General features: G+C 52.7%; 20 protein-coding genes and 2 pseudogenes. 14 read left to right on the top strand and 8 right to left on the bottom strand.

What is annotated here, in order from left to right; genetic code table 11:
- Window positions 1-35: 35 nt before the first annotated feature.
- Both PSH87_RS07345 and gcvA read right to left on the bottom strand, forming a co-directional pair.
- Window positions 36-610, bottom strand: a pseudogene (locus PSH87_RS07345) (TetR/AcrR family transcriptional regulator).
- 116 nt (window positions 611-726) lie between these two features.
- Window positions 727-1,642 (bottom strand): annotated as a pseudogene (gcvA, locus tag PSH87_RS07340) (transcriptional regulator GcvA).
- Between the two features lie 185 nt (window positions 1,643-1,827).
- On the opposite strand from gcvA, the gene PSH87_RS07335 reads away from it, so the two are divergent.
- Together PSH87_RS07335 and PSH87_RS07330 are read left to right on the top strand one after the other, a co-directional pair.
- Complete coding sequence (locus PSH87_RS07335; protein WP_305432998.1) at window positions 1,828-2,601, top strand: SDR family NAD(P)-dependent oxidoreductase; 774 nt, start codon at window positions 1,828-1,830, stop codon at window positions 2,599-2,601.
- A gap of 343 nt (window positions 2,602-2,944) precedes the next feature.
- The gene (locus PSH87_RS07330) at window positions 2,945-3,193 is read left to right on the top strand and encodes a CsbD family protein (RefSeq protein ID WP_305432997.1); all 249 of its coding nucleotides are present in this window, start codon (window positions 2,945-2,947) and stop codon (window positions 3,191-3,193) included.
- Window positions 3,194-3,415: 222 nt separating this feature from the next.
- Here PSH87_RS07330 and PSH87_RS07325 read toward each other — a convergent pair whose 3' ends face one another.
- From PSH87_RS07325 to PSH87_RS07315, 3 genes are read right to left on the bottom strand one after another with little or no spacing between them, the layout of a single operon-like run.
- Window positions 3,416-3,919 (bottom strand): hypothetical protein, encoded by a 504-nt coding sequence (locus PSH87_RS07325; RefSeq protein ID WP_305432996.1) that lies wholly within the window; start codon window positions 3,917-3,919, stop codon window positions 3,416-3,418.
- Window positions 3,876-5,576 (bottom strand): hypothetical protein, encoded by a 1,701-nt coding sequence (locus tag PSH87_RS07320; protein WP_305432995.1) that lies wholly within the window; start codon window positions 5,574-5,576, stop codon window positions 3,876-3,878. Before PSH87_RS07320 ends, PSH87_RS07325 begins: the two co-directional genes overlap by 44 nt.
- A 1-nt stretch (window position 5,577) precedes the next feature.
- Window positions 5,578-6,735 (bottom strand): ATP-binding protein, encoded by a 1,158-nt coding sequence (locus PSH87_RS07315; protein ID WP_122674114.1) that lies wholly within the window; start codon window positions 6,733-6,735, stop codon window positions 5,578-5,580.
- Window positions 6,736-7,543: 808 nt separating this feature from the next.
- Here PSH87_RS07315 and PSH87_RS07310 point away from each other — a divergent pair.
- Together PSH87_RS07310 and PSH87_RS07305 are read left to right on the top strand one after the other, a co-directional pair.
- A complete protein-coding gene (locus PSH87_RS07310; RefSeq protein ID WP_370695296.1) occupies window positions 7,544-8,044 on the top strand; it encodes a hypothetical protein in 501 nt (166 codons plus the stop codon).
- Between the two features lie 47 nt (window positions 8,045-8,091).
- On the top strand, window positions 8,092-8,595 hold the full coding sequence (locus PSH87_RS07305) for a hypothetical protein (protein WP_305432994.1): 504 nt from the start codon (window positions 8,092-8,094) through the stop codon (window positions 8,593-8,595).
- A gap of 220 nt (window positions 8,596-8,815) precedes the next feature.
- Here the strand turns inward: PSH87_RS07305 and PSH87_RS07300 are convergent, their stop codons facing one another.
- Window positions 8,816-9,373 (bottom strand): hypothetical protein, encoded by a 558-nt coding sequence (locus PSH87_RS07300; RefSeq protein ID WP_305432993.1) that lies wholly within the window; start codon window positions 9,371-9,373, stop codon window positions 8,816-8,818.
- Window positions 9,374-9,823: 450 nt separating this feature from the next.
- Here PSH87_RS07300 and PSH87_RS07295 point away from each other — a divergent pair, with 450 nt between their 5' ends.
- The 5 genes from PSH87_RS07295 (at window position 9,824) to PSH87_RS07280 (ending at window position 14,152) form a co-directional block, all read left to right on the top strand.
- Window positions 9,824-10,558, top strand: a complete 735-nt coding sequence (locus tag PSH87_RS07295) for an ABC-three component system protein (RefSeq protein WP_305432992.1) — start codon at window positions 9,824-9,826, stop codon at window positions 10,556-10,558.
- On the top strand, window positions 10,545-10,766 hold the full coding sequence (locus PSH87_RS28780; RefSeq protein WP_370695295.1) for an ABC-three component system middle component 7: 222 nt from the start codon (window positions 10,545-10,547) through the stop codon (window positions 10,764-10,766). The genes PSH87_RS07295 and PSH87_RS28780 overlap by 14 nt, the downstream gene beginning before the upstream one ends.
- A complete protein-coding gene (locus PSH87_RS07290) occupies window positions 10,759-12,378 on the top strand; it encodes a DUF2326 domain-containing protein (RefSeq protein WP_305432991.1) in 1,620 nt (539 codons plus the stop codon). Before PSH87_RS28780 ends, PSH87_RS07290 begins: the two co-directional genes overlap by 8 nt.
- 136 nt (window positions 12,379-12,514) lie before the next feature.
- Window positions 12,515-13,204, top strand: coding sequence for a helix-turn-helix domain-containing protein (locus PSH87_RS07285; RefSeq protein WP_305432990.1), 690 nt, complete (start codon window positions 12,515-12,517; stop codon window positions 13,202-13,204).
- 18 nt (window positions 13,205-13,222) lie between these two features.
- Complete coding sequence (locus tag PSH87_RS07280; RefSeq protein ID WP_305432989.1) at window positions 13,223-14,152, top strand: HNH endonuclease; 930 nt, start codon at window positions 13,223-13,225, stop codon at window positions 14,150-14,152.
- Here the strand turns inward: PSH87_RS07280 and PSH87_RS28775 are convergent.
- Complete coding sequence (locus PSH87_RS28775; protein WP_370695294.1) at window positions 14,149-14,457, bottom strand: hypothetical protein; 309 nt, start codon at window positions 14,455-14,457, stop codon at window positions 14,149-14,151. The genes PSH87_RS07280 and PSH87_RS28775 overlap by 4 nt on opposite strands.
- A gap of 583 nt (window positions 14,458-15,040) precedes the next feature.
- On the opposite strand from PSH87_RS28775, the gene PSH87_RS07270 reads away from it, so the two are divergent.
- Both PSH87_RS07270 and PSH87_RS07265 read left to right on the top strand, forming a co-directional pair.
- On the top strand, window positions 15,041-15,334 hold the full coding sequence (locus PSH87_RS07270; RefSeq protein WP_305432988.1) for a type II toxin-antitoxin system RelE/ParE family toxin: 294 nt from the start codon (window positions 15,041-15,043) through the stop codon (window positions 15,332-15,334).
- A gap of 2 nt (window positions 15,335-15,336) precedes the next feature.
- The gene (locus PSH87_RS07265) at window positions 15,337-15,645 is read left to right on the top strand and encodes an addiction module antidote protein (RefSeq protein WP_017736374.1); all 309 of its coding nucleotides are present in this window, start codon (window positions 15,337-15,339) and stop codon (window positions 15,643-15,645) included.
- A gap of 34 nt (window positions 15,646-15,679) precedes the next feature.
- Here PSH87_RS07265 and PSH87_RS07260 read toward each other — a convergent pair whose 3' ends face one another.
- Complete coding sequence (locus PSH87_RS07260) at window positions 15,680-16,843, bottom strand: MFS transporter (RefSeq protein ID WP_305432987.1); 1,164 nt, start codon at window positions 16,841-16,843, stop codon at window positions 15,680-15,682.
- Window positions 16,844-16,938: 95 nt separating this feature from the next.
- Between PSH87_RS07260 and PSH87_RS07255 the strand changes: the two genes are divergently transcribed.
- From PSH87_RS07255 to PSH87_RS07245, 3 genes are all read left to right on the top strand, one after another.
- Window positions 16,939-17,832 carry a LysR family transcriptional regulator gene (locus PSH87_RS07255; RefSeq protein WP_305432986.1) on the top strand — a complete coding sequence of 298 codons (894 nt, stop codon included), beginning with the start codon at window positions 16,939-16,941 and terminating at the stop codon, window positions 17,830-17,832.
- Between the two features lie 168 nt (window positions 17,833-18,000).
- Window positions 18,001-18,183 carry a type II toxin-antitoxin system HicA family toxin gene (locus PSH87_RS07250; RefSeq protein ID WP_017736377.1) on the top strand — a complete coding sequence of 61 codons (183 nt, stop codon included), beginning with the start codon at window positions 18,001-18,003 and terminating at the stop codon, window positions 18,181-18,183.
- Window positions 18,184-18,205: 22 nt separating this feature from the next.
- Window positions 18,206-18,616 (top strand): type II toxin-antitoxin system HicB family antitoxin, encoded by a 411-nt coding sequence (locus tag PSH87_RS07245; protein ID WP_017736378.1) that lies wholly within the window; start codon window positions 18,206-18,208, stop codon window positions 18,614-18,616.
- Window positions 18,617-18,621: the final 5 nt, after the last annotated feature.

Below are 18,621 nucleotides of genomic sequence, written 5' to 3'. Positions count from 1 at the left end.
CGACGAGACACCGTCGCCCCTTCAATGAAGTCAAATTAATTCTTAGCGTCAGAACGCAGAAGTCCGGCCAGAATCAAATCAATTCCAGAGGATTTCTCGTAGTCATCGCTCATCGCCCAAGATACAAAGCTTGCACCTTCCAGGGCATTCAATATGAACCTTGAAACTTTTACCGGATCCAGTTCGGGCTTGAGCACACCCTGATCTTGGCCCTGCTTAATATTATCTTGCAGCCAAGTTAAATGGATCTCGAAGAAATCCTTTGTCATTGCTTTAAGGCTTTCAGGCAACGCCAAAAGCTCAGCGGCCAAAGCCCCGCAGAGCGGAAGCATTCCGTTTTCACTGCTGTGCGCGAACATCAACGCAAACGCCTTCAACCGGTCAACGATGCCAACGTTCTCATCATTGATAGCTTCCAACTGCTTCCTGAATCGGAACAGATAGCTCTCGACGATGGCAATTGCCATGCCTTCCTTGGTGGGAAAGTGATGGTGAATACTGGCCTTCTTGATGCCGATGTCGTCCGCAAGGTCGGCATAACTGAAGGCCGCGTAGCCTTTCGTTCGCAGCAGAATCTCAGCCTGGTCAAAAGGTCTGAACGTGTACTCATGATGCTGCATCCAAATTTATCATTCTGGCATCATAAATTAGTCACACCTCATAAGACAGCGTTCACCGAACGCTGCGCTGAGCTACCTTCCTTCATACCGACTTCGAGTGCACGCCCTAAGCCGCATGAACTTCCTCAAATAGCCAATCTCGAAACGCTTTCAACCTCGGCAGGCTCGCACATTCAGGACGATATACAACGTAGTAGGCCAACGGCGAGGCAACCTGAACATTTGGAAACAAGCGAATTAGCCGGCCTGCAGCCAAATCATCTCTGGCCATAACGCTGCGCGCGAGCGCGATACCTTGACCGTCTATCGCAGCTTGAAGCACAGCTGCACTGTTGTTGATTTTCATACCCCCGGCGCGTCGGTACATTTTTCGCCGCAGCCAAGCTCAGCCAGGTTTCCCAGGTAGTGAATCCGGCGCTTTCGTCCATCGATAGGTCGTGGATCAGCGTTTGATTGGCCAATTCGGCCAGAGTGCTCAAACAATCCGGAGTGTTTTTCAGCTTAGGGGAGCAAACAGGGAAGATGTCCTCGTCCATCAGCTTTTCTGCGGTAAGGCTTGGCCACTCGCCGGCACCATATCGGACGCCGATATCTATTCGTTGAGCCAGGAAATCCACCGCTTTGAGTTGCGTATCAAGTCGAACGTCGGTATCTGGCCAAGCCATATGGAAACGCTCTATTCGCGGCAACAACCATTTGGCAGCGAAGGCAGGACTGACCGTGACGGTTAGAACCCCATTAGGTGAATGCTCCCTCATCCGTTCTACCCCTAACGTAAGCCGCTCGAATCCGGCCTGAATGTCGGGAAGTGCTCGCTCAGCGGATTCCGTAGCCACCAACCGTGCCTTGCCGCTGGTGCCTCGATGAAACAGAGGCGTACCTAACCATTGCTCAAGGGTGCGTACTAGCTGCCCCACGGCTGCGGGGGTGACATTTAATTCCTCCGCTGCAGCAGAAAAGCTTTGATGCCGAGCGCTGGCTTCAAAGGCCCTCAATGCGTTGAGATGAACGGGGGCAACCATAGCGGTAAACCTTTTCTTTATCGTTCTGACACTTTATCTCGTTTGTTCAATTCCCGGTAGATGCCAATAATTCACCCGTACCTCAGCAGCAAATCGGTGGCTAGCCCCTTAGGCGTGAGCCTCTAGGCTGGCAAAAGGCTCTCGGTTTCCTGCATGGCCTCAATCACCCTTTTTGGAGCATTCAAATGAACAAACAATTTATCGGAAAGAAATTGTTAGTCGTGGGCGGCACCAGTGGCATGGGGTTTGAAACCGCTCGCCTCGTCTTACAGCAAGGCGGCAACGTCGTAATTGTGGGCAGCCGCGCAGAAAAAACCGATCAAGCTCGCCAAGAGCTAGCCGCAATAGGGACTGTAAGCGCACTCACAGCAGACCTGACCAATCCAGAAAGCCTCGCGACGTTGCTGCAGGAAATTGATCAGCGCCACACGGACGTCGATCTGCTAGTGAACGCGGCGGGCGTATTCTTCCCCAAGCCTTTCCTGGAGCACCAGGACGCTGATTACGATCAGTACATGCAACTGAACAAAGCCTCTTTCTTCATCACACAAAAAGTCGCTGCCAACCTCGTCGTAAAGGGGAATTCCGGCGCTATCGTTAACATCGGCTCCATGTGGGGCAAACAGGCAATCGCTGCCACTCCGTCCTCTGCCTATTCGATGGCGAAAGCTGGTCTGCACTCGCTGACTCAGCACTTGGCAATGGAACTTGCGCCCAAGCATATCCGCGTCAATGCCGTATCCCCTGCGGTGGTACAGACCCCGATCTACGAAGGTTTCATTCCTAAAGCTGAAGTTCATGCAGCGCTGCAGGGCTTCAATAGCTTCCATCCAATCGGACGAGTAGGTACTCCTGAAGATGTCGCCGAAGTGGTTGTCTTCCTGCTCTCTGACAAGGCCAGTTGGGTCACCGGTGCTATCTGGGACGTAGACGGCGGCGTCATGGCCGGTCGCAACTGATATGAGTTGTGTAAAGCGCGCCACGAACGTTGTCGCCAACTTCCGTATGTCCTTGGGCTTCCACCTGGAGGGTTAGCTCCATGAGCGCAGCTTCGAGAGCGAGCTGATTCTGGTACATCCTTTCCAGAACGTCTGACAGCGAGTATTCACCGGGCATCTACTTGGACTCCTTGATCACGACCCAGCATAGCTCAGAGATGAGTCAGCAAGTGTCTTACGGGTAGCTCCCGGTGCTCAGCAACTTTGAACTAATCATGACGACCATGCCCCTAATCCTGTGCAGATAGCCGCTAGCTCAGGTCAAACCTGAGCGTCCTATTTACACACGAAGGTTTGGTGAATCATGAAGAGCGAACAGGTAGAAGGTGTTGTAGAGAAGGTTGCCGGCAAAGCGCAGAGCGCAGTCGGGAAGCTGTTTGGTGATTCGAAGCTGGAAGCCGAAGGTGCCGGACGCCAGGCTGCCGGTCAGCTGACACAAACCTATGGCGATGCACTGGATAGCGTATCTACGTTCGTAAAAGAAAAACCAGTTGCTGCAATCGCGATTGGTGCAGTAGCGCTGCTGGTGCTAGACCGCCTGCTGCGCCGCTGAGTCAGTAAAGGGGGCTACACAGCTGCCTTTACGCCGCTCTTACGCTCCCCGAGATTGTCTATCAGGAGAGTGATAGGGCAGTAAGCACGCCGTCCTTGGCTAGCAGGCGGAAGTAACACCGACCGCTTACGGAAGCAGGTCGGTGCTGCGTCACGATTAGCTAAATTGGAGATGTCTCCTCGCCTAGCAACAGCCCGATGTCTGCGACTTTGCCATTGAGCGCTAGTTTGATATCGGCTCGCAGTTTTTCATCGGCTTCTTGGCGGAGACGGATCTTTCCAATCGCAAGGGCGGTGATAAACTCCATAGCTGCTTCACCGCGCTCAAACCCATAACCTTGAACAACCCGCAGAATGATATCTGCCATTGATGCACTGTGGGTTTCGTGAGCGCTGTAATCGAGCTCAGTCGGTAGGGCTGCGCGAATGCTCCTTGGATGATGCCGTCGTCGTATCGGGAGAACACTTCTGGTGTAAGCAGCACCTGCTGCAACTCACCAGACTCTAGCCGTTTGGCATCCTTAATCTTGGCGTTCTGCCGCGCGTTTTGGAGAATCCACAAAATGGTGAGAAAGATGTCTGGGCATGTAGCTACGGTTACATCCTCATTGCCGCTCACGAAGGCAAATCCCTTGGTCAGCCTCAGTTGTCCGTTGTGATCGCTGCTCTGCCAGAACGCGTGCTCAGCCAAAACCTCCAGTCTGTGCAGTGTCAAATGCTTCGACACGGGCTTTAACCATCGACGACACGTCATTCCCATCAAAGGTGATTAGGCTACTCAACAATTTGTGTTCTTGGTGCCAATGGTTGTTGCAAGCCAAACTGGCTGCAGGGATCTCCAGGAAAGGCTTGAATACGTATTTTCGACTGCCCTTCGGCGGCTGAGTGAGATTGGCTGATAACTCTTTCATCAGCTCATATGAGCGACCGAGTAGTGCTCCAACCAAGTAGACCCTGGTGCCCGACTCCTGCGCGGATCGGAGGCGACGGCTTATGCTAAGCAGCAACGTACCTCGTTCAGCTGCAGCAGCAACGATGATTACTGAGCCCTTAAACTTTTTCTGCGCGTCGAATTTAGATGCGCTTACCACACTGCATGAAAGTCCTTTCTCATTGAGAAAAGATAGCGCGTTGTTCGCCATACTTTCGCTTGCTGCATCATCGTCGTGAATAATTAGCGAAGTAGAGGCGGGAGACTCTTCTATTAGGGCTTTTGCGAACCATGTTTTGAAGGCCTCGGCAGCAACCAACTTTTCCTTATCAACTTGAACGGTTCGCTGCCTTTCACGGTTTGGAATCTGGCTAAAGCACGTAAATAAACCTTTGCCCATGAAAGAATAGAACTTGGTCTGCAAGCCGTCCGGTAGGTGATCCATGCTGATATTCAACAGCCGTGTCTCGGTGTGTTGGGCGACGAAGCGTTCCCCGTGGATACGGATCATCTGCCTGGCTTCGTTAGCCTCTCCTTCGGCGGGTGATTCAAAGTCTTCCGGTTTCTCGATGGTGTGTAAAACAATGCACGATTCAGATTCAGCCAGGAATGACAAGAAGGTAGCGACCCGGCTTGCAGGTGCTCCAGTGGCCCTTATCCATTCCTTTGCAAGGCCACAATTGGTTGAGGCAGAAATCAAGCAGAGTGCCGAGGCTCCGTCTGGAAGTTGTCCATCCTTCAAACCATCATGAGAATGGAATGACTGGACGCTTCGGATCGTCTGCGCTCCTAACTTCGCCTGGAAGAGCTGAATCGAAAGTGCGATTGGCAGGAACGCCATCGTGTCGAGATAGATGGTGTCGGGCTCACGCATACCGTCACTAGACGCTCCTTTGAGCACACTCAAGCATGAGAATGCCAAGAAGTGAGAATGGAGCGTTTCTGAAAGAAGGTTTTCGGCACGGATGAAGTAATTGGATGCCCTAGAGGAAGGTTTCGAAAAAAGAAATCCCGCAGGGGCTTTAGTCAGTACGGAAGTGCATTTCACCAGTTTTCTCATCCCGGCCTGGATGATTGATCCCACACCACGGGTAATGAGACGACCGATTACTTTCGAGGTGCCTGCAACGATGACATGCTTCGTTATATCGCCGTATTCGTTGAAGAATGAGAATCCATAGGTCGGAGCCGATCCAGTGCCACGACGCTGAAGCGCAATGGCGATAGGTGTGGCTTTGTCAGCACACTGTTCCTTAATCCATTCCCGATAGCACTCCGGTACTAGAAAGGTTACGTGGTCGGGGAGGATGTAGTCTGTAAGCCGCTTCTGAAGCGCTTCAGTAATTTGAGCGTCATCAATCCTTTCTGGGCCCGTGAAAAAAATAACAACCTGAGCGGGTTCTGCATCAGGAGATGGGGTGAGCGAAACTTCGAAATCAAAGAGGTCTGGCATGTCAGTTCACCGGAATGCAGATAGTGAATACAGTGCCTTCAGCTGTCGCTAACTCACGGTCGCCGCTCCAATTTTTGGGGTTGAAGTCAACAACCTGATCATGCCCCTGGAATGCTTGGTAAAGACATAGCCTTCCAGTACGCAGCCGTACATAGGACTTGAGCTTATTCAGGGCTTGTACTGCGTTGTGCAGCCCCATGCCGGATGTCACAGACTCCTTGGTTGTAACGTGTTTTTTAAAACACTCAAGTGTGCTCTTAAGCTCCTCTTCCAGTGGGAGTTCGCGCAGATCGTCTACCGGTACGCCTTTTCTCGCAGAGAGCCAACGCCGTGCTAAACCTGGCCCGCTGTCGATTACTGATATTTCGAGGAAGTCGAGGTAATCTTGATTTTTGACCATGTTCTTCATCACAAATAAAGCGAACTGCGGCTCTTTACTCGAATGAAGATGAATGTCTTGTTTCTTTATCCGACTGGCCTTAACTGAAGCGCCGCGCAAGCCTTTTTTGTACTTAATCCCATGCACGTCGGTAACGGAATGCTGGTCGGCATTTGCAATCAGTTCGGCTAGGACGCTTCCCAATGCTGACAGTCCACCCCTGTGCAATGCGTTTTTGTCATGTCTGGTATGCATCAGTGCAGACGACATTTCGAGCAGGTTCGCGAACGTAGTATGGGAATGGATCTGAGGTGCGCTTTCGCCGTAGTAGAAGGGCTTGATGAACTCCATCTTGGCAAAGTTAATACTGAAGAGATTTATAGCTTTTGGGCGAGCGCCTCTTTCATTTGACGTGTTGCGTAGATCCCCTTCGTACATCGCTTGAATGAGCGGCCTGATGACCGTGAGCGCTATCCGTTTTTCAATGGTTTCATGGGATTCCGTCTCAATCCTAGAGGACATGATCAGAGCCGCCAGTCCTGCGGCGGTTCTACCCAACTGCAAAATTTGGTCTGATGCGTTTTCGGCGTCAGCGAACAAATGAAGTACGCCCTGTTCCTGAGCCCGTGCCCAGGTAATTACCAACTGAGCTAATGCTGCATCTACCCCAAGCAAACCACCGTGGCTCATGCTTACGGGCAGTCGGAGTGACACATCTGTCTGACTGGAGGGGTAAAGGTCTTCGATCTCATAGGTGTTCAGGTTTTTAGTAATCTTCATCAGCGCCTCTCACATTCCATCGTTCCGAGTGCTGAGCCAGGTCGCTGGACACACCCACTCCCCATCATATCGTTCGGCTTGAAAAAGGCGATAGCGCTGCTAGGGCAGAGCTTTTTCACCGTTATAGAATTAGGGGCAGATAGCCGCGCATACACCGTAGCCAAAAAAGAACGAACCTGGTGATCGAGCTTGTCTGCACATGGGACGATTAAAGCCTGCATGCGCAGGGAGAGCTTAAACACTCATCAGTGCTGCAGGTTCCTTGGTAGATCGTGAAGGGGTAGAGATCCATCAGCTCGCTGGGCAGGATTGTAAGTAAATACTTCAAGCTCTTGAATCCATGGCGTCGCGCCTCTATTACCTATAGCGGCATTCTGCCACTCAGGAGGTTTAATGAAGGTTTACACACTGCTAAAAAATGGTGACTCGGAGGAATTCCATTTGTTTTATGGAGAGCTCAACGAAACCGTGAAGCCTCGAACCTGCAGCGTTTCACTCAAGTCCATTTGCAAGAAAATGGACAAGGGCGAGCGTAGCAAGGGGATAGATGGAAAAGTTTCAGCGCCTCCTTTTGCATGCCAAGACGAAGCCGCAGCGCGAATGGAATGCGCACGAAAAGGACGTTCGGTTTGCGGCGTTTGCGTCAGTAGTCTGTACCGCACTCCAGACTGATGAAAGACGGCGACCAATGGTCGCCACGTATCCCGCTCAACTCGCTCCCCCCTTCTAATATTCATTCATTTTAGTTGGACGATACCGTAGAGCGCTCGAATCATTGAGGCAAGCGGAGCGCGCAGGCGTGAGGGATGTGAGCCCGCAGGGTCGAGACACGCCTTGGCGGCGCTCGATTCACGGCAGCCTGATGCCGCAGGCGGCACGCCATCAGCGCCAGCAAGAGGTAACTCAAATGCCCGACGATGAACTCCGCGAACTAGAAGCCAAGAGACGAAAGGCTTTGTGGATGCTTGCAAACATATCTCCAGGCGATTTGAAGGCGTTCGATGCCTTATCCATCCTTGATGACCTTGACCTTCAAGAAGGGAAATACTCCCCCAATGCTGACAAGGCACTTGAGCTCAGCCAGCTTCGGGATTGTGTCACGGTGCAGCATCACTACTCCGGAATCGACATCATCCTGGAGCAGACTATTCCGCAACCCTGGAGGGAGCGGTTCCATCAGGCAAGCATCGGGTCGACCAGAGTTCCTGATGGGCCCTACGCCACAGACTGGGATAAATTTTTGGTTGAATGGGAGCGTGAGATGCAGCATCTGCAAGACCACCGAGTTGCACGGGCTGCTATCAACTAGAACGGCTGGTTCGAGCGATGGCGGCGTGAGCATACAAGCAGTCGGTGTTGCCGCTGAAAATCGCAACCTCAAACAGGAGCAGCAAGGTGGAAGGGCCCTCTTTTTTTATTGATTTTGAAGCCTCTGGAATCGCTCCTGAGAGCTATCCCATTGAGGTCGCCGTCGTGTCGAGTGAGACCTCCTTCAGTTCGTTGATAAAGCCGGCCCGTTACTGGACGCACTGGTCGTTCGATGCGCAAGACATGCACGGTCTCACTCAAGATCAGTTACATCAGGAAGGTGAGACCCCGGTCGCTGTGGCGAGAAATATGAATCAGCTGTTTTCAGGCCAGGTGCTTTGCAGTGATTCACCTCAGGACGGTTTTTGGCTCGATGTGCTCTACGAGGCAGCAGATCTGATACCTACTTTCGAGTTGAAGCCTTTGGAGGTGTTTGTGGGCCGGGAGGCTGCCAGTGAAATATACCGGCGACTGCCGACAACCAGGCGCCACCGAGCTTTGAATGACGCAACTGCTTTGATGAACGCCTGTCGTGCTTTTTCCGAAGCTTGAACTTTCGTAGGGGGGAACCCATGAGCTTTGGATCTAGGTCACCCTGAGTGTCCGCTCGAACCGAATGCAGGTGATCACGCGCTTGGTAGACTTGGCAAGCGGAGCGCGCAGGCGTGTGGGATGGAAGCCCGAAGGGCCGAGATGCCGGCGCTTGCGCCAAGGCTCGGTACACGACAGCCGCTCCCCGCAGGGGCACGCCCCAACTGAAAGCGCAGGGTCATCAAAGCTCCGCATCCCAAGTATCCATAGCCTCGCTCATAGTCGCGTACCACTGGTGGTCACCGAGCTGCAGTGCATTTGCAATTTGCCTGTTGGTATTGCCGTCGACCCAAGTCGGGAGACTCTCTATGGCCTCTGTGAACAGACTGGCTGTAGCGACAACGAATCGCCCCGTACTCGTAGACTGGAGGCACACGTAGCGCACTGAAGCGCCAGTCCGCAACCGACGCCAAGCCACCACCTCAATACAGTCCATGGTGCTCACAGAAGCCTCTATGGTTGCACTCGCTTCCTGTTCCACCCGAATGTCTGCCGCAGCTTCGAATGAGCCGCTAGCCGCTCCTGGTTTGTGGACGAGATGCTTCAACTGCTCACGTGAAGCGACGATCTGTTCGCGAAGCTCTTCAGGATCGATGGACATCCCGCCCCCCGGTGTCACCTTGAGGGTCTTCAAGGAGTTCGCCGCCAGAATGAACTCGCGTTCACGCGCTTTCTCACGCTCGAGGCGATGGTCGGGGCTTATGACGCGCCACAGCGTTGTGAGCAACTTCAATGACATTTTCCTACCTTGAGGCATTGGGCACAGATCCCGCGATCATACGACAACATTGGATCAAGACGGATGATCTGCCAGGCCCATTGAGGTCACTATTCCAACGGCTCCCATTTGGCTATACCGAGCATGGTGGCGAAGTGGTATGTTCACCTCCATAAGCAGAAATTAGGCACACGGAATGTGGAAAGATCTAAAACAGGTAGGTTGCGCACACAGCCAATCGTTGTCATCAGACGCAGGCAGATCGCCACGAAAAGGCATCTCATTGCATAGCCGCTCATTTAAAGGCCACGCCTGCTCACCGCCCTACGCGGCACGCACGCCCTCACTCCAAACGCTCAGATATGAGCCAAGTAGAACTCTACATGGCAATGAGTGGCACGCAGATAATTTAAGTTTGAAAGGTTGAATATGGCGAATGCACGGGTAAAGTTTCACCCCGAAGAGCATAGTATGCTGTACGGAGAGACAGGAGGGGCGTGCCCTCTTTGTACTCAACCAATCATTTTCAGAAAAGCAGGTTCAAAGAATCCATCTAAAGGGTATGAAGTCGCCCATATTTATCCTTTAAACCCTACTGCGCCTCAAGCGCTGGCTTTAACTGGATATATAATTCCCGCAGAGATCAATGGACTAGACAACGTTATATGCCTTTGCCCTACTTGCCATAGAAGGTTCGACAAAGACTTCAAGATCGAAGAGTACACTCGGATACGTGCCATCAAGGATGGTTACATCAGGGACGCAAATGCGCGTAAGGCAATCTCGGAGCATACCCTTAGGGAAGAGGTTAAGGAAATACTTGAACTCATCACCAGCATGCAAACTAATGGGGCGCAGACATTTGACCTTGAACTTGATGCGAAGACCCTTAATGACAAGTTAAGAACAGGAGCAAGCAACTTCCTTAAGCGAAATATTCGCAACGACGTTGTTGACTACTTTGTATCCATACGAGAAGAGATGCGTCTTTTAGAACAGCGCGACCAAGCGTCTGTGAAAATGCTACAAAATCAAGTCAATACATATTTCTGGGAAATGCATAGGCAAAACCCAGAAAACAAAGACGTCGTATTCCAATACATCGCACAATGGATTAGCACCAGAACAGGCAAGTCAATCGACTCTTCAAGAATTTTGACGTCTTTCTTCGTGCAGAATTGCGAGGTGTTTGATGTTAGTCCCTAGTAAATTCACAAAGCTTGAAGAGTCAACAATCTTCAAAATGCTTGTTATTCTTGCCGGCAAACGGCATGGCGAAACCGTAGCTCAAGCTTTGTCTAGGACAAAAGACCACTTTATAGATGCATCAGAATTTCTATCGGCCTTGGATGTATTGTTTTTCCTAGGTTACTTGGATGTAAAGGAAGACTCCGGAGTGATTGAATATGCTTAAGCAAATAAAGTGCGATTTATTCACTCATCAACAAATTGACTTCCAGACTGGCCTCAACGTGATATTAGGCGATGACGAGGCCAAGAACTCCATCGGAAAGTCCTCAGCACTTCTCGCTATCGATTTCGCCATGGGCGGAAGCAGCTTGTTAGTAGACAAAGCCGGCGTTATAAAAAAACTCGGACATCACATCTATAGAGTTACTTTCGAGTTCGCAGGAAAACCTCTGTATGCAAGCCGATCAACAGACGAGCCCGAAATTGTCAAAATATGCAATTCAAACCACGTAGCGCTCAATGAAATTTCAGTAGAGGATTACAAGGCAATTCTTAAAAAGCATTACGGCCTAGAAATGCTAGAGAGCCACTTCCGGTCTATCGTTAGCCCATTTTCCAGAATTTGGAATAAAGGCGAATATGATCCAGATTTTCCGCTAGCAAATGCGCAAAAGGAAAAGCTTAGTGCAGCGATAGTCCGGCTCATTGAACTCTTCGAGCGTACAGGAGATGTTTCCGCTGAGCGTGAGGTGCTTCACTCCTTTAAGGAAAAGAAGGATCTGATGCGCAAATCAATGGCCGCAAAAATAATTCCTGGCGTCACAAAAACACAGTACAACTCCAACCTCAAAGTAATAACAAACAACTCGCAAGCCATTGACGAACTCAAAGAAAACTTCGCAGGCGCACTTAGCGCGTATGAGGCTCTGTTCGACGAGCAGCTAAGATCCATCCAGCAGCAAAAAAATGATCTTATTCAAAAGAAAAATCATGTCTCAGCCAGAAGAGAAAAGCTTCAACGTGATATCACTGGCGTTTCTCCAAGACTGACAGCAAATATTGCCTTGGTGGCAGAGTTCTTCCCTTCAGCTGATCTTGAACGCCTGCAGCAAGTGGAAGCTTTCCACGAAAAAATTGGGAAGCTGGTATCCAAAGAGCTTAAGAGCGAACTGCATAATCTGGTCACCACAGAGGCCGCGCTTAATAGCGAAATCAACGCACTCGACCAACAGATAAAGCTGGCACTGTCAGCGAAGGGAACACCAACTGATCTTTTCGCCAAGGTTTTTGAGATCAAAGAGGTCACTGATAAAGCCAGGGAAGAAAATCGTTTTTACGATCAAAAAGCATCGATTGAAGAAAGCGAAGCGGCTTCCAAAGCCCGACTAGACGTCATTTATAATGAGATTTTTTTAGATTTAGAATCTTCCATCAATCATAAACTAAAAAATTTCAATAGTGTAGTTTACGGGCCAGATCGTGGCCCATCACAACTTCGAATAAAAAGTGCTAGCTCGTACAGCTTCACTTGCCCGATGGATACCGGGACGGGTAAGTCCTACGCCGGACTTGTAGGTTTCGACTTGGCGATGCTATCACTTACACGACTGCCATTCGTAATTCACGACTCCATCATCTACAAAAACATTGAATTGGCCGCCACAGAAAATATTATCCGCATCCTAAACTCAGTAAGAAGAAAGCAGATATTTCTCGCATTTGATGAAGCAAAGAAGTTTAACAAGGAAACACAGCAGACTCTTCAAAGCAATAAGGTTTTACAGCTTCACCGCGACCAGCTTCTCTACAAAGCCGACTGGAGGGAAAAAAAGTGATCCCTCTGCTCCCGAAGGTGAGTGGGATATAAGGACGGTGTCTGTCGTGTTCGTGTCGTGTTCGTGTCGTGTTGCGGCGACCTGAGCGCTTCCATACTTGACCCATCAGATGAGCCAATGGGGCAGGAGAAACGATATGAGCAGCTTCGATAAAATTGAGACACGCTTACTGAGCAAGGGCGAACTGGGTCAGGTGGTCAGATACCTGCGTGAGATTCGCCAATGGTCACAAGAGACGCTTGCGGAGCTTGCCAGGACAACCCCGAGAACTATCCAGCGCGTTGAGGCGGGCTCAGGAGGGAACCCCCACACTTTGAGATCATTGGCCAGCGCCTTCGAGTTTCAAGACATCGACGCATTCACGAAACCGATGGCGATTCCCACCGAGGAGCAACTGCGCGCTGCTCGTGAGCATTTCGATCAGAAATATGTCATGACGAAAGCTTTGAAGCCCGAATCAGGCAGGGGCTTGGCCAAGCTTGCAGCTGAAAGCATCGGCGATTACATCGAGCCCGCCTTCGAGACGTCCAAAGACCAGGCGTTGGCATTCGCGGAGCTGACTGATTACCTAAGGGACTATCGCGACTGCGCCGAGCTTTATTCAAGCACGGCGCGCTTAGAGGTGTTTGAAGAACTCCAAGCCATGATCGAACACCTTGAAGAACTGGGCGTTACTCTGCGCTATGCAACCTGCTCGGTGATCCAGAACACGACCTCGGATTCGCGGGAGGAAGCGCTCCCAGTTGGAGATGTGCTTTATCTGGTTGGATTCAAAGAAGGTGAAGCGCCAGAGGAATTGGCCCTGCCCCGGAAAATGGGTATTTAGTGAGAGGAGGAGTGTCCTATGGAGCTCGAAGAATGGTGGAGGTCGGACACAGCCAAGGGTTGCTGGACTCGAGGTTTTGAGAATGCGGCAACGCCAAGTGAAGAACTCTTTGTTTGCAAATTTCTCAAGTGCTCTCGACAACATCGAAAAAGCCTTTGGGCTGAGTATCGCGAACCCTACGAGGGTATCCGGCTCATAGCGTTCGAACTCGATCCTACGGTCGCTTCCCCTCACGTGGAGTGCAGGGTGTGGATTTATGAAGGGCAGGATGATTTGTGGGCAAAGTTTTCCCGGAGTGGAGCGCTTGCCCTGATCGGCAGCGACTCGGTTCGTTGGATGGGTGTGCCGCCAAGTAGCACCTGGAAAAGAAAGCTTCAAGAGTCAAATACGGTGGTCAAAGGCATACAGCACTACGCCAAACATCCGATCTTTTCCAAGATGCCAACCCCGGGTGAACCGCTTGTCGTCGAGTCACAGCTGGAAGAGACAATGGAACTTCTTGCTGAGCAGTTTCTGGCATGGGTAGACAAGGTTTACCGGGGTGGCGTTGCCAACGACACACCCCCCCCTGGGACGAATGAAGTAACTGAACTCGTCGAGGATACATCGCAGACGCCGGCTCCAAGCGGAAACGAAGAAGGCGAATGGCAGCAGGTTACCGTCACCCAGTATGAAAGAAGCCACTCAAACCGAAAGGCTTGTCTCGATCATTACGGCCTATCATGCCAGGCCTGCGGAATGAGCTTTGGGGATGTGTATGGTGAGCTCGGTACTGACTTTATACATGTACATCATGAAGTCCCTTTGCATACATTGGGCGGCCCCCAGAATGTTGATCCGGTCAACGACATGAAGCCGCTTTGCCCAAATTGTCATGCCATGGTGCATCGTGCCGACCCACCTATCCCGGTCATGGAACTACGTGAGCAGCTAGTTCGTAATGGTTAGCCGCCTAGTCTAAGAACCATGCTGCAAAGTAAGCGGAGCGCGCCGGCCCAAAGGGCCAGAGACGTGAGGATGGAGGCCCGAAGGGCCAAGACTCCTCTGACGGCTTGGTTCACGACAGCCGACCGGCAGGCCACGTTCCAAAAGCTGTGCTCTTGCAGCCGCCTCCGCCACCAAAGAGTCTTCAGGCCAAAAATGCTTCGGTATCTACCAATGAGATTCTTCTTCACCTCTACACAGGTACTACACCACAAATTAGCTAGATCATGGGTGACGGAGCTGTCGGTCGGTGACAGGAGATGCAGCATCGGCGGCTGGTTGGTGTAGTGGCTAATGTGAGAGATTTTTCCAAGCCAAAAGCTTCTGTATCAGGCCTAGAGGATCAGGAGGGGCGATGGCAGGTTTCCTCTTCAAGAGTCACATTGTGAGTCAAAGACCGAGTGGAATAGTCACAACTTTATAACCAACGATTCCAAGGGCGAAAGCCGCTCGCGCACCTACACACCTACACAACATTCGTGCCTCCGTGTCCATTAAAGGTTCGATTCCCTCTACCCGCTCCACTTAATTGTTGGTCCAACGTCTGGATGATTTTGACGGGGGATGCATGAAAAAACCGGCCCTGGTGCCGGTTTTTTTATGCCTGGGATTTGGTGGTTCGACACGCGTGGCAACTTCGCACAGACAAAACCCAGGCGATTCGGATGGCCGCGTAGGCGGTTTCGCTTAATTCAAAACTACGCCTACGAGCCCATTTTCCTAGCAAATTCTGGCAACAGAAAACGTCTTTGAAACCGAAGTGACCCCGCCCCATCCTCCGCAACCTTTCGATCAGTCATTCCTATTGCCAGACAGTATCCACATGGATACAGTTACGGCATGCGAGGTCCTGTGCATTATTCAATCCAGCAAACCCAAGTCTTCGCTGCCTGGCATTCAAGCGTTCGCGACCTGAGAGCAAAGATTGCGATTGGCCGGCGTATTGAGAGAGCAAGCATGGGTAACCTGGGCGATATCAAGACGCTGGGAAACGGCATCTCAGAAATGCGAGTCGATGTAGGTGTCGGTTATCGAGTGTATTTCACCCTACGAGGCAGAGCGCTCGTCATCTTGCTGGTGGGCGGTGACAAGTCATCGCAAGAAGCCGATATCCGACGGGCAAAAAAATTGGCAAAGGAGGTTTGAAAATGGCGCAAACACTGACGACATTCGATATGGCCGAGCTGCTCGACAGTGACGAGGCCATCAGTGAGTACCTCTCTCAGGTGCTGGCCGACGGCGATAACGAAGAGTTTCTGCGTGCAATCGGCTACGTGGCCAAAGCCCGAGGAATGACAAAGATCGCCACTGATACGGGTATGGGTCGCGAGAGTCTTTACAAGGCGTTCTCCCCCGGCGCAAAACCGCGCTTTGAAACAGTCCTCAAAGTACTCCACTCGCTGGGCATTGATTTGTTCGCACGGCCTGGACATGTCACCAATCAGTCAATTATTTGAGCAAGCGGCCCGGCCGGTACAGCGACGACGCCCGTCAAGGCATTGGTACCAGCGCAGGTTTAACAAGCTTCCAACCGACCAAGGCGATAAGCAACGTCATCAACTGGAAAGCGACAATCAGCACCACACACCCCGCCCAGCCCCACCTCTCCCAGATCAATGCCGGGACGATAGCCCCGCAGCTACCGCCCAGGTAGTAGCAGGTGAGATAAATACCCACGGCACCCGCCTTGTTGTCGCCGGCGTTGGCCGTGGTGAACGCATTGGCGGCGGCCTGGGCGAGGAATACGCCGGTGGAGCTGAGGGCCAGCCCCAACACGATGCACCACAGCGTTGGCACCAGGGTCAGCAGCGTGCCCGTGATGCCCAGCACAACGGCAACCGTGAGCAACTCACTATGGGGCCGGGCTTTGCTGAGGCGACCCGCGATGGGGATCACGATCAATGCCAGCAGGAACACCATGTAAAGCATGCCCAAAGCCGCAGGACCGAGATTGAATGGCGGCAGGCCAAGGTACAAACCCACGTAGGTAAACGCCGCAACCTGGGAAAACAGCACGCAAAAACCTACGGCATAAGCCGCCAGCAATGGCTGACGAAGAGCCCCCGATGAAACGGTTGCCTGCGGCACCGTTCGCGCCCGGCTAACCGGCAACAGGAACTGAATGAACCCGCCCACCATCAGGCTCAGCGCCGCGAGCAACTCGAAGGCTTCGCGCCAGCCCACATACTCCGTCATTACCCCGGTGGCGAAGCGCCCGGCAAACCCGCCCAGCACGGTGCCCGCTACGTACAGGCTGGTGACTTCGGTGACCGTGCCACCGCTCCACCGGTCGCCGATATAGGCCACGCTGGTGGCAAACACCACCGGAATCAACATGCCCTCGACAAACCGCCACACCAGCACTTCGGTAAAACTGTCGGCATAAGCCGTCATCAGTGTGGGTACGGCCAACAGCAGCGCCGCCACGCAAATCACCGTGCGCTGCTCGAAACGGCCTGTCAGGCGGCTGACAAATGGGGCCGTGATTGCGACAGCCAAGGTCGTCACGGTAATGCTCCACCCCGCGGCCTTGGCGCTGATCTGAAACTGCACGGCAAAGGTCTGGAGAATGCTCTGGGTCGCATACAGGTTGAGAAAAGCCGCGCAGCCACACAGGAACAGGGCAAGACGGGCACAATGCAGGCGCGGTTTCATGAAACCTCTCGTTTTATTTTGAGCGGTCTTTATAGAATGCCCGGCACGTCTTGAACCAATACCGAATCAGGACCGATCAATACCCGAGGGCCAGGATGCTCGACCTACGCAAGCTGCGATATTTTCTGATGGTCGCCGAAGAATTGCACTTCGGCCGCGCCGCCCTTCGCCTGCACCTGGCTCAGCCGCCGTTGACCCGACAGATCTCGGCGCTGGAAGCCGAGCTGGGTTTCAAGCTGTTCGATCGCACCAGCCGCACGGTGACACTGACGGCACAAGGCCGGTCGTTCTTGCCCTATGCACGTGGTGTGCTGGAGCAGGTGGAGCTGGCGCAGGTCATCGCCGGCAAACTCGCGGCAGGCACCGCCGGGCAACTGACGCTGGGGTATGTCAGTTCGATTGCCTTGTCAGACCTGTTCAGCCAGGCGATCCAGGCGTTTGCCCAACGCTTTCCCGATGTGCAACTGACCCTGGTGGAATGTGCCTCCGGCAATCTCGGTGCGCAGGTGGCCGACGGGCGGCTGGACGTCGGGCTGAGTCGTTTGTTGCCACAGAGCAAAGAGGTGCAAGCGCTGTCGCTGGGCGAGGAGCGGCTGGTGGCGGCGTTATCCACCGACAGCCCGCTGGCGAGCCTGGCGCAGGTCAGCCTGGCGCAGCTCAGTGCTTATCCGCTGATCCTGTTCCCGGCGGATTACGGATCGGGGCTGAACCAGTCCATCGAGCAGCTCTACCGCCGCCACGGCCAGCCGCTGCGACCAGGGCCGACCGGGCGGCAGATCACCTCGATCATCGCCCTGGTCGCGGCCGGCCAAGGCGTAGCGCTGGTGCCGCAATGCACGCAAAGCCTGATGAACAAAGGCGTGACCTACCGACCATTGGTGGAAGTGGATGCGTGTGCGCAGTTGCTGGTGCTGACGCCAACTGAAACAAAAAGCTTCTTGGTTGATGCGTTTCTCAGCGTGGTTTCACAGGCCCTACACACCCGCTAATACCTGCGCAAAACCTCGCAATACCTCTCTCTGGCGCCATGGCTGCGCGTTCATACACTTCAGACACTGCCTGACGAAATACCGGTCATCGACCGTCGGTAGGTAGAGTGTTGATAATTTATTTTTTGTAGTTATAGTCACCACCAACACACACCACAAGGAGGTGTTGTGGATAGCCGATATTTGATAGGTCACATCGTTGCAGACGGTTGGTACCTGGTGCGTACCCGAGGCAGCCATCACCACTTCAAGCACCCGACCAAGCCGGGGCTGGTGACGATCCCTCATCCAAAAAAGGACCTGTTGGACAAGACCGCCAAGAGCATCCTGAAACAAGCTCTGCTGAGCTGACCGTCCCAGGAGGACAACAGACATGCTTTACCCCATCGCAATTTCAACCGGTGACGAAAACCACGCCTGGGGTGTGGAAGTACCGGATATTCCCGGCTGCTACTCCGCTGGCGACGACCTGGACGACGCCATGGCCATGGCCCGTGAAGCCATCGAAGGGCACTTCGAGATCCTCGCGGAAGACGGTGCGCCGATTCCCAATGCGCAGAAAGTCACCCTGCATGCCGCCAACCCGCAATACGCGGGTTGCACCTGGGCAGTGGTGGACATTGATGTCACCAGGTATTTGGGCAAGGCGCAGAAACTCAACATCACCCTGCCGGGCTACCTGCTTAACCGTATCGATGAATATGTGCTGAATCATCCCGAAGAAAAAAGCCGCTCGGGTTTCCTCGCGTCGGCAGCGCTCAAGGTATTGCAACAGGACCACTAGGCGCC

The organism is Pseudomonas sp. FP453 (assembly GCF_030687495.1).
Taxonomy (GTDB): Bacteria; Pseudomonadota; Gammaproteobacteria; order Pseudomonadales; family Pseudomonadaceae; genus Aquipseudomonas.
Note: the sequence above shows the minus strand (reverse complement) of the source record. Positions and strands in the feature narration are given on the sequence as shown.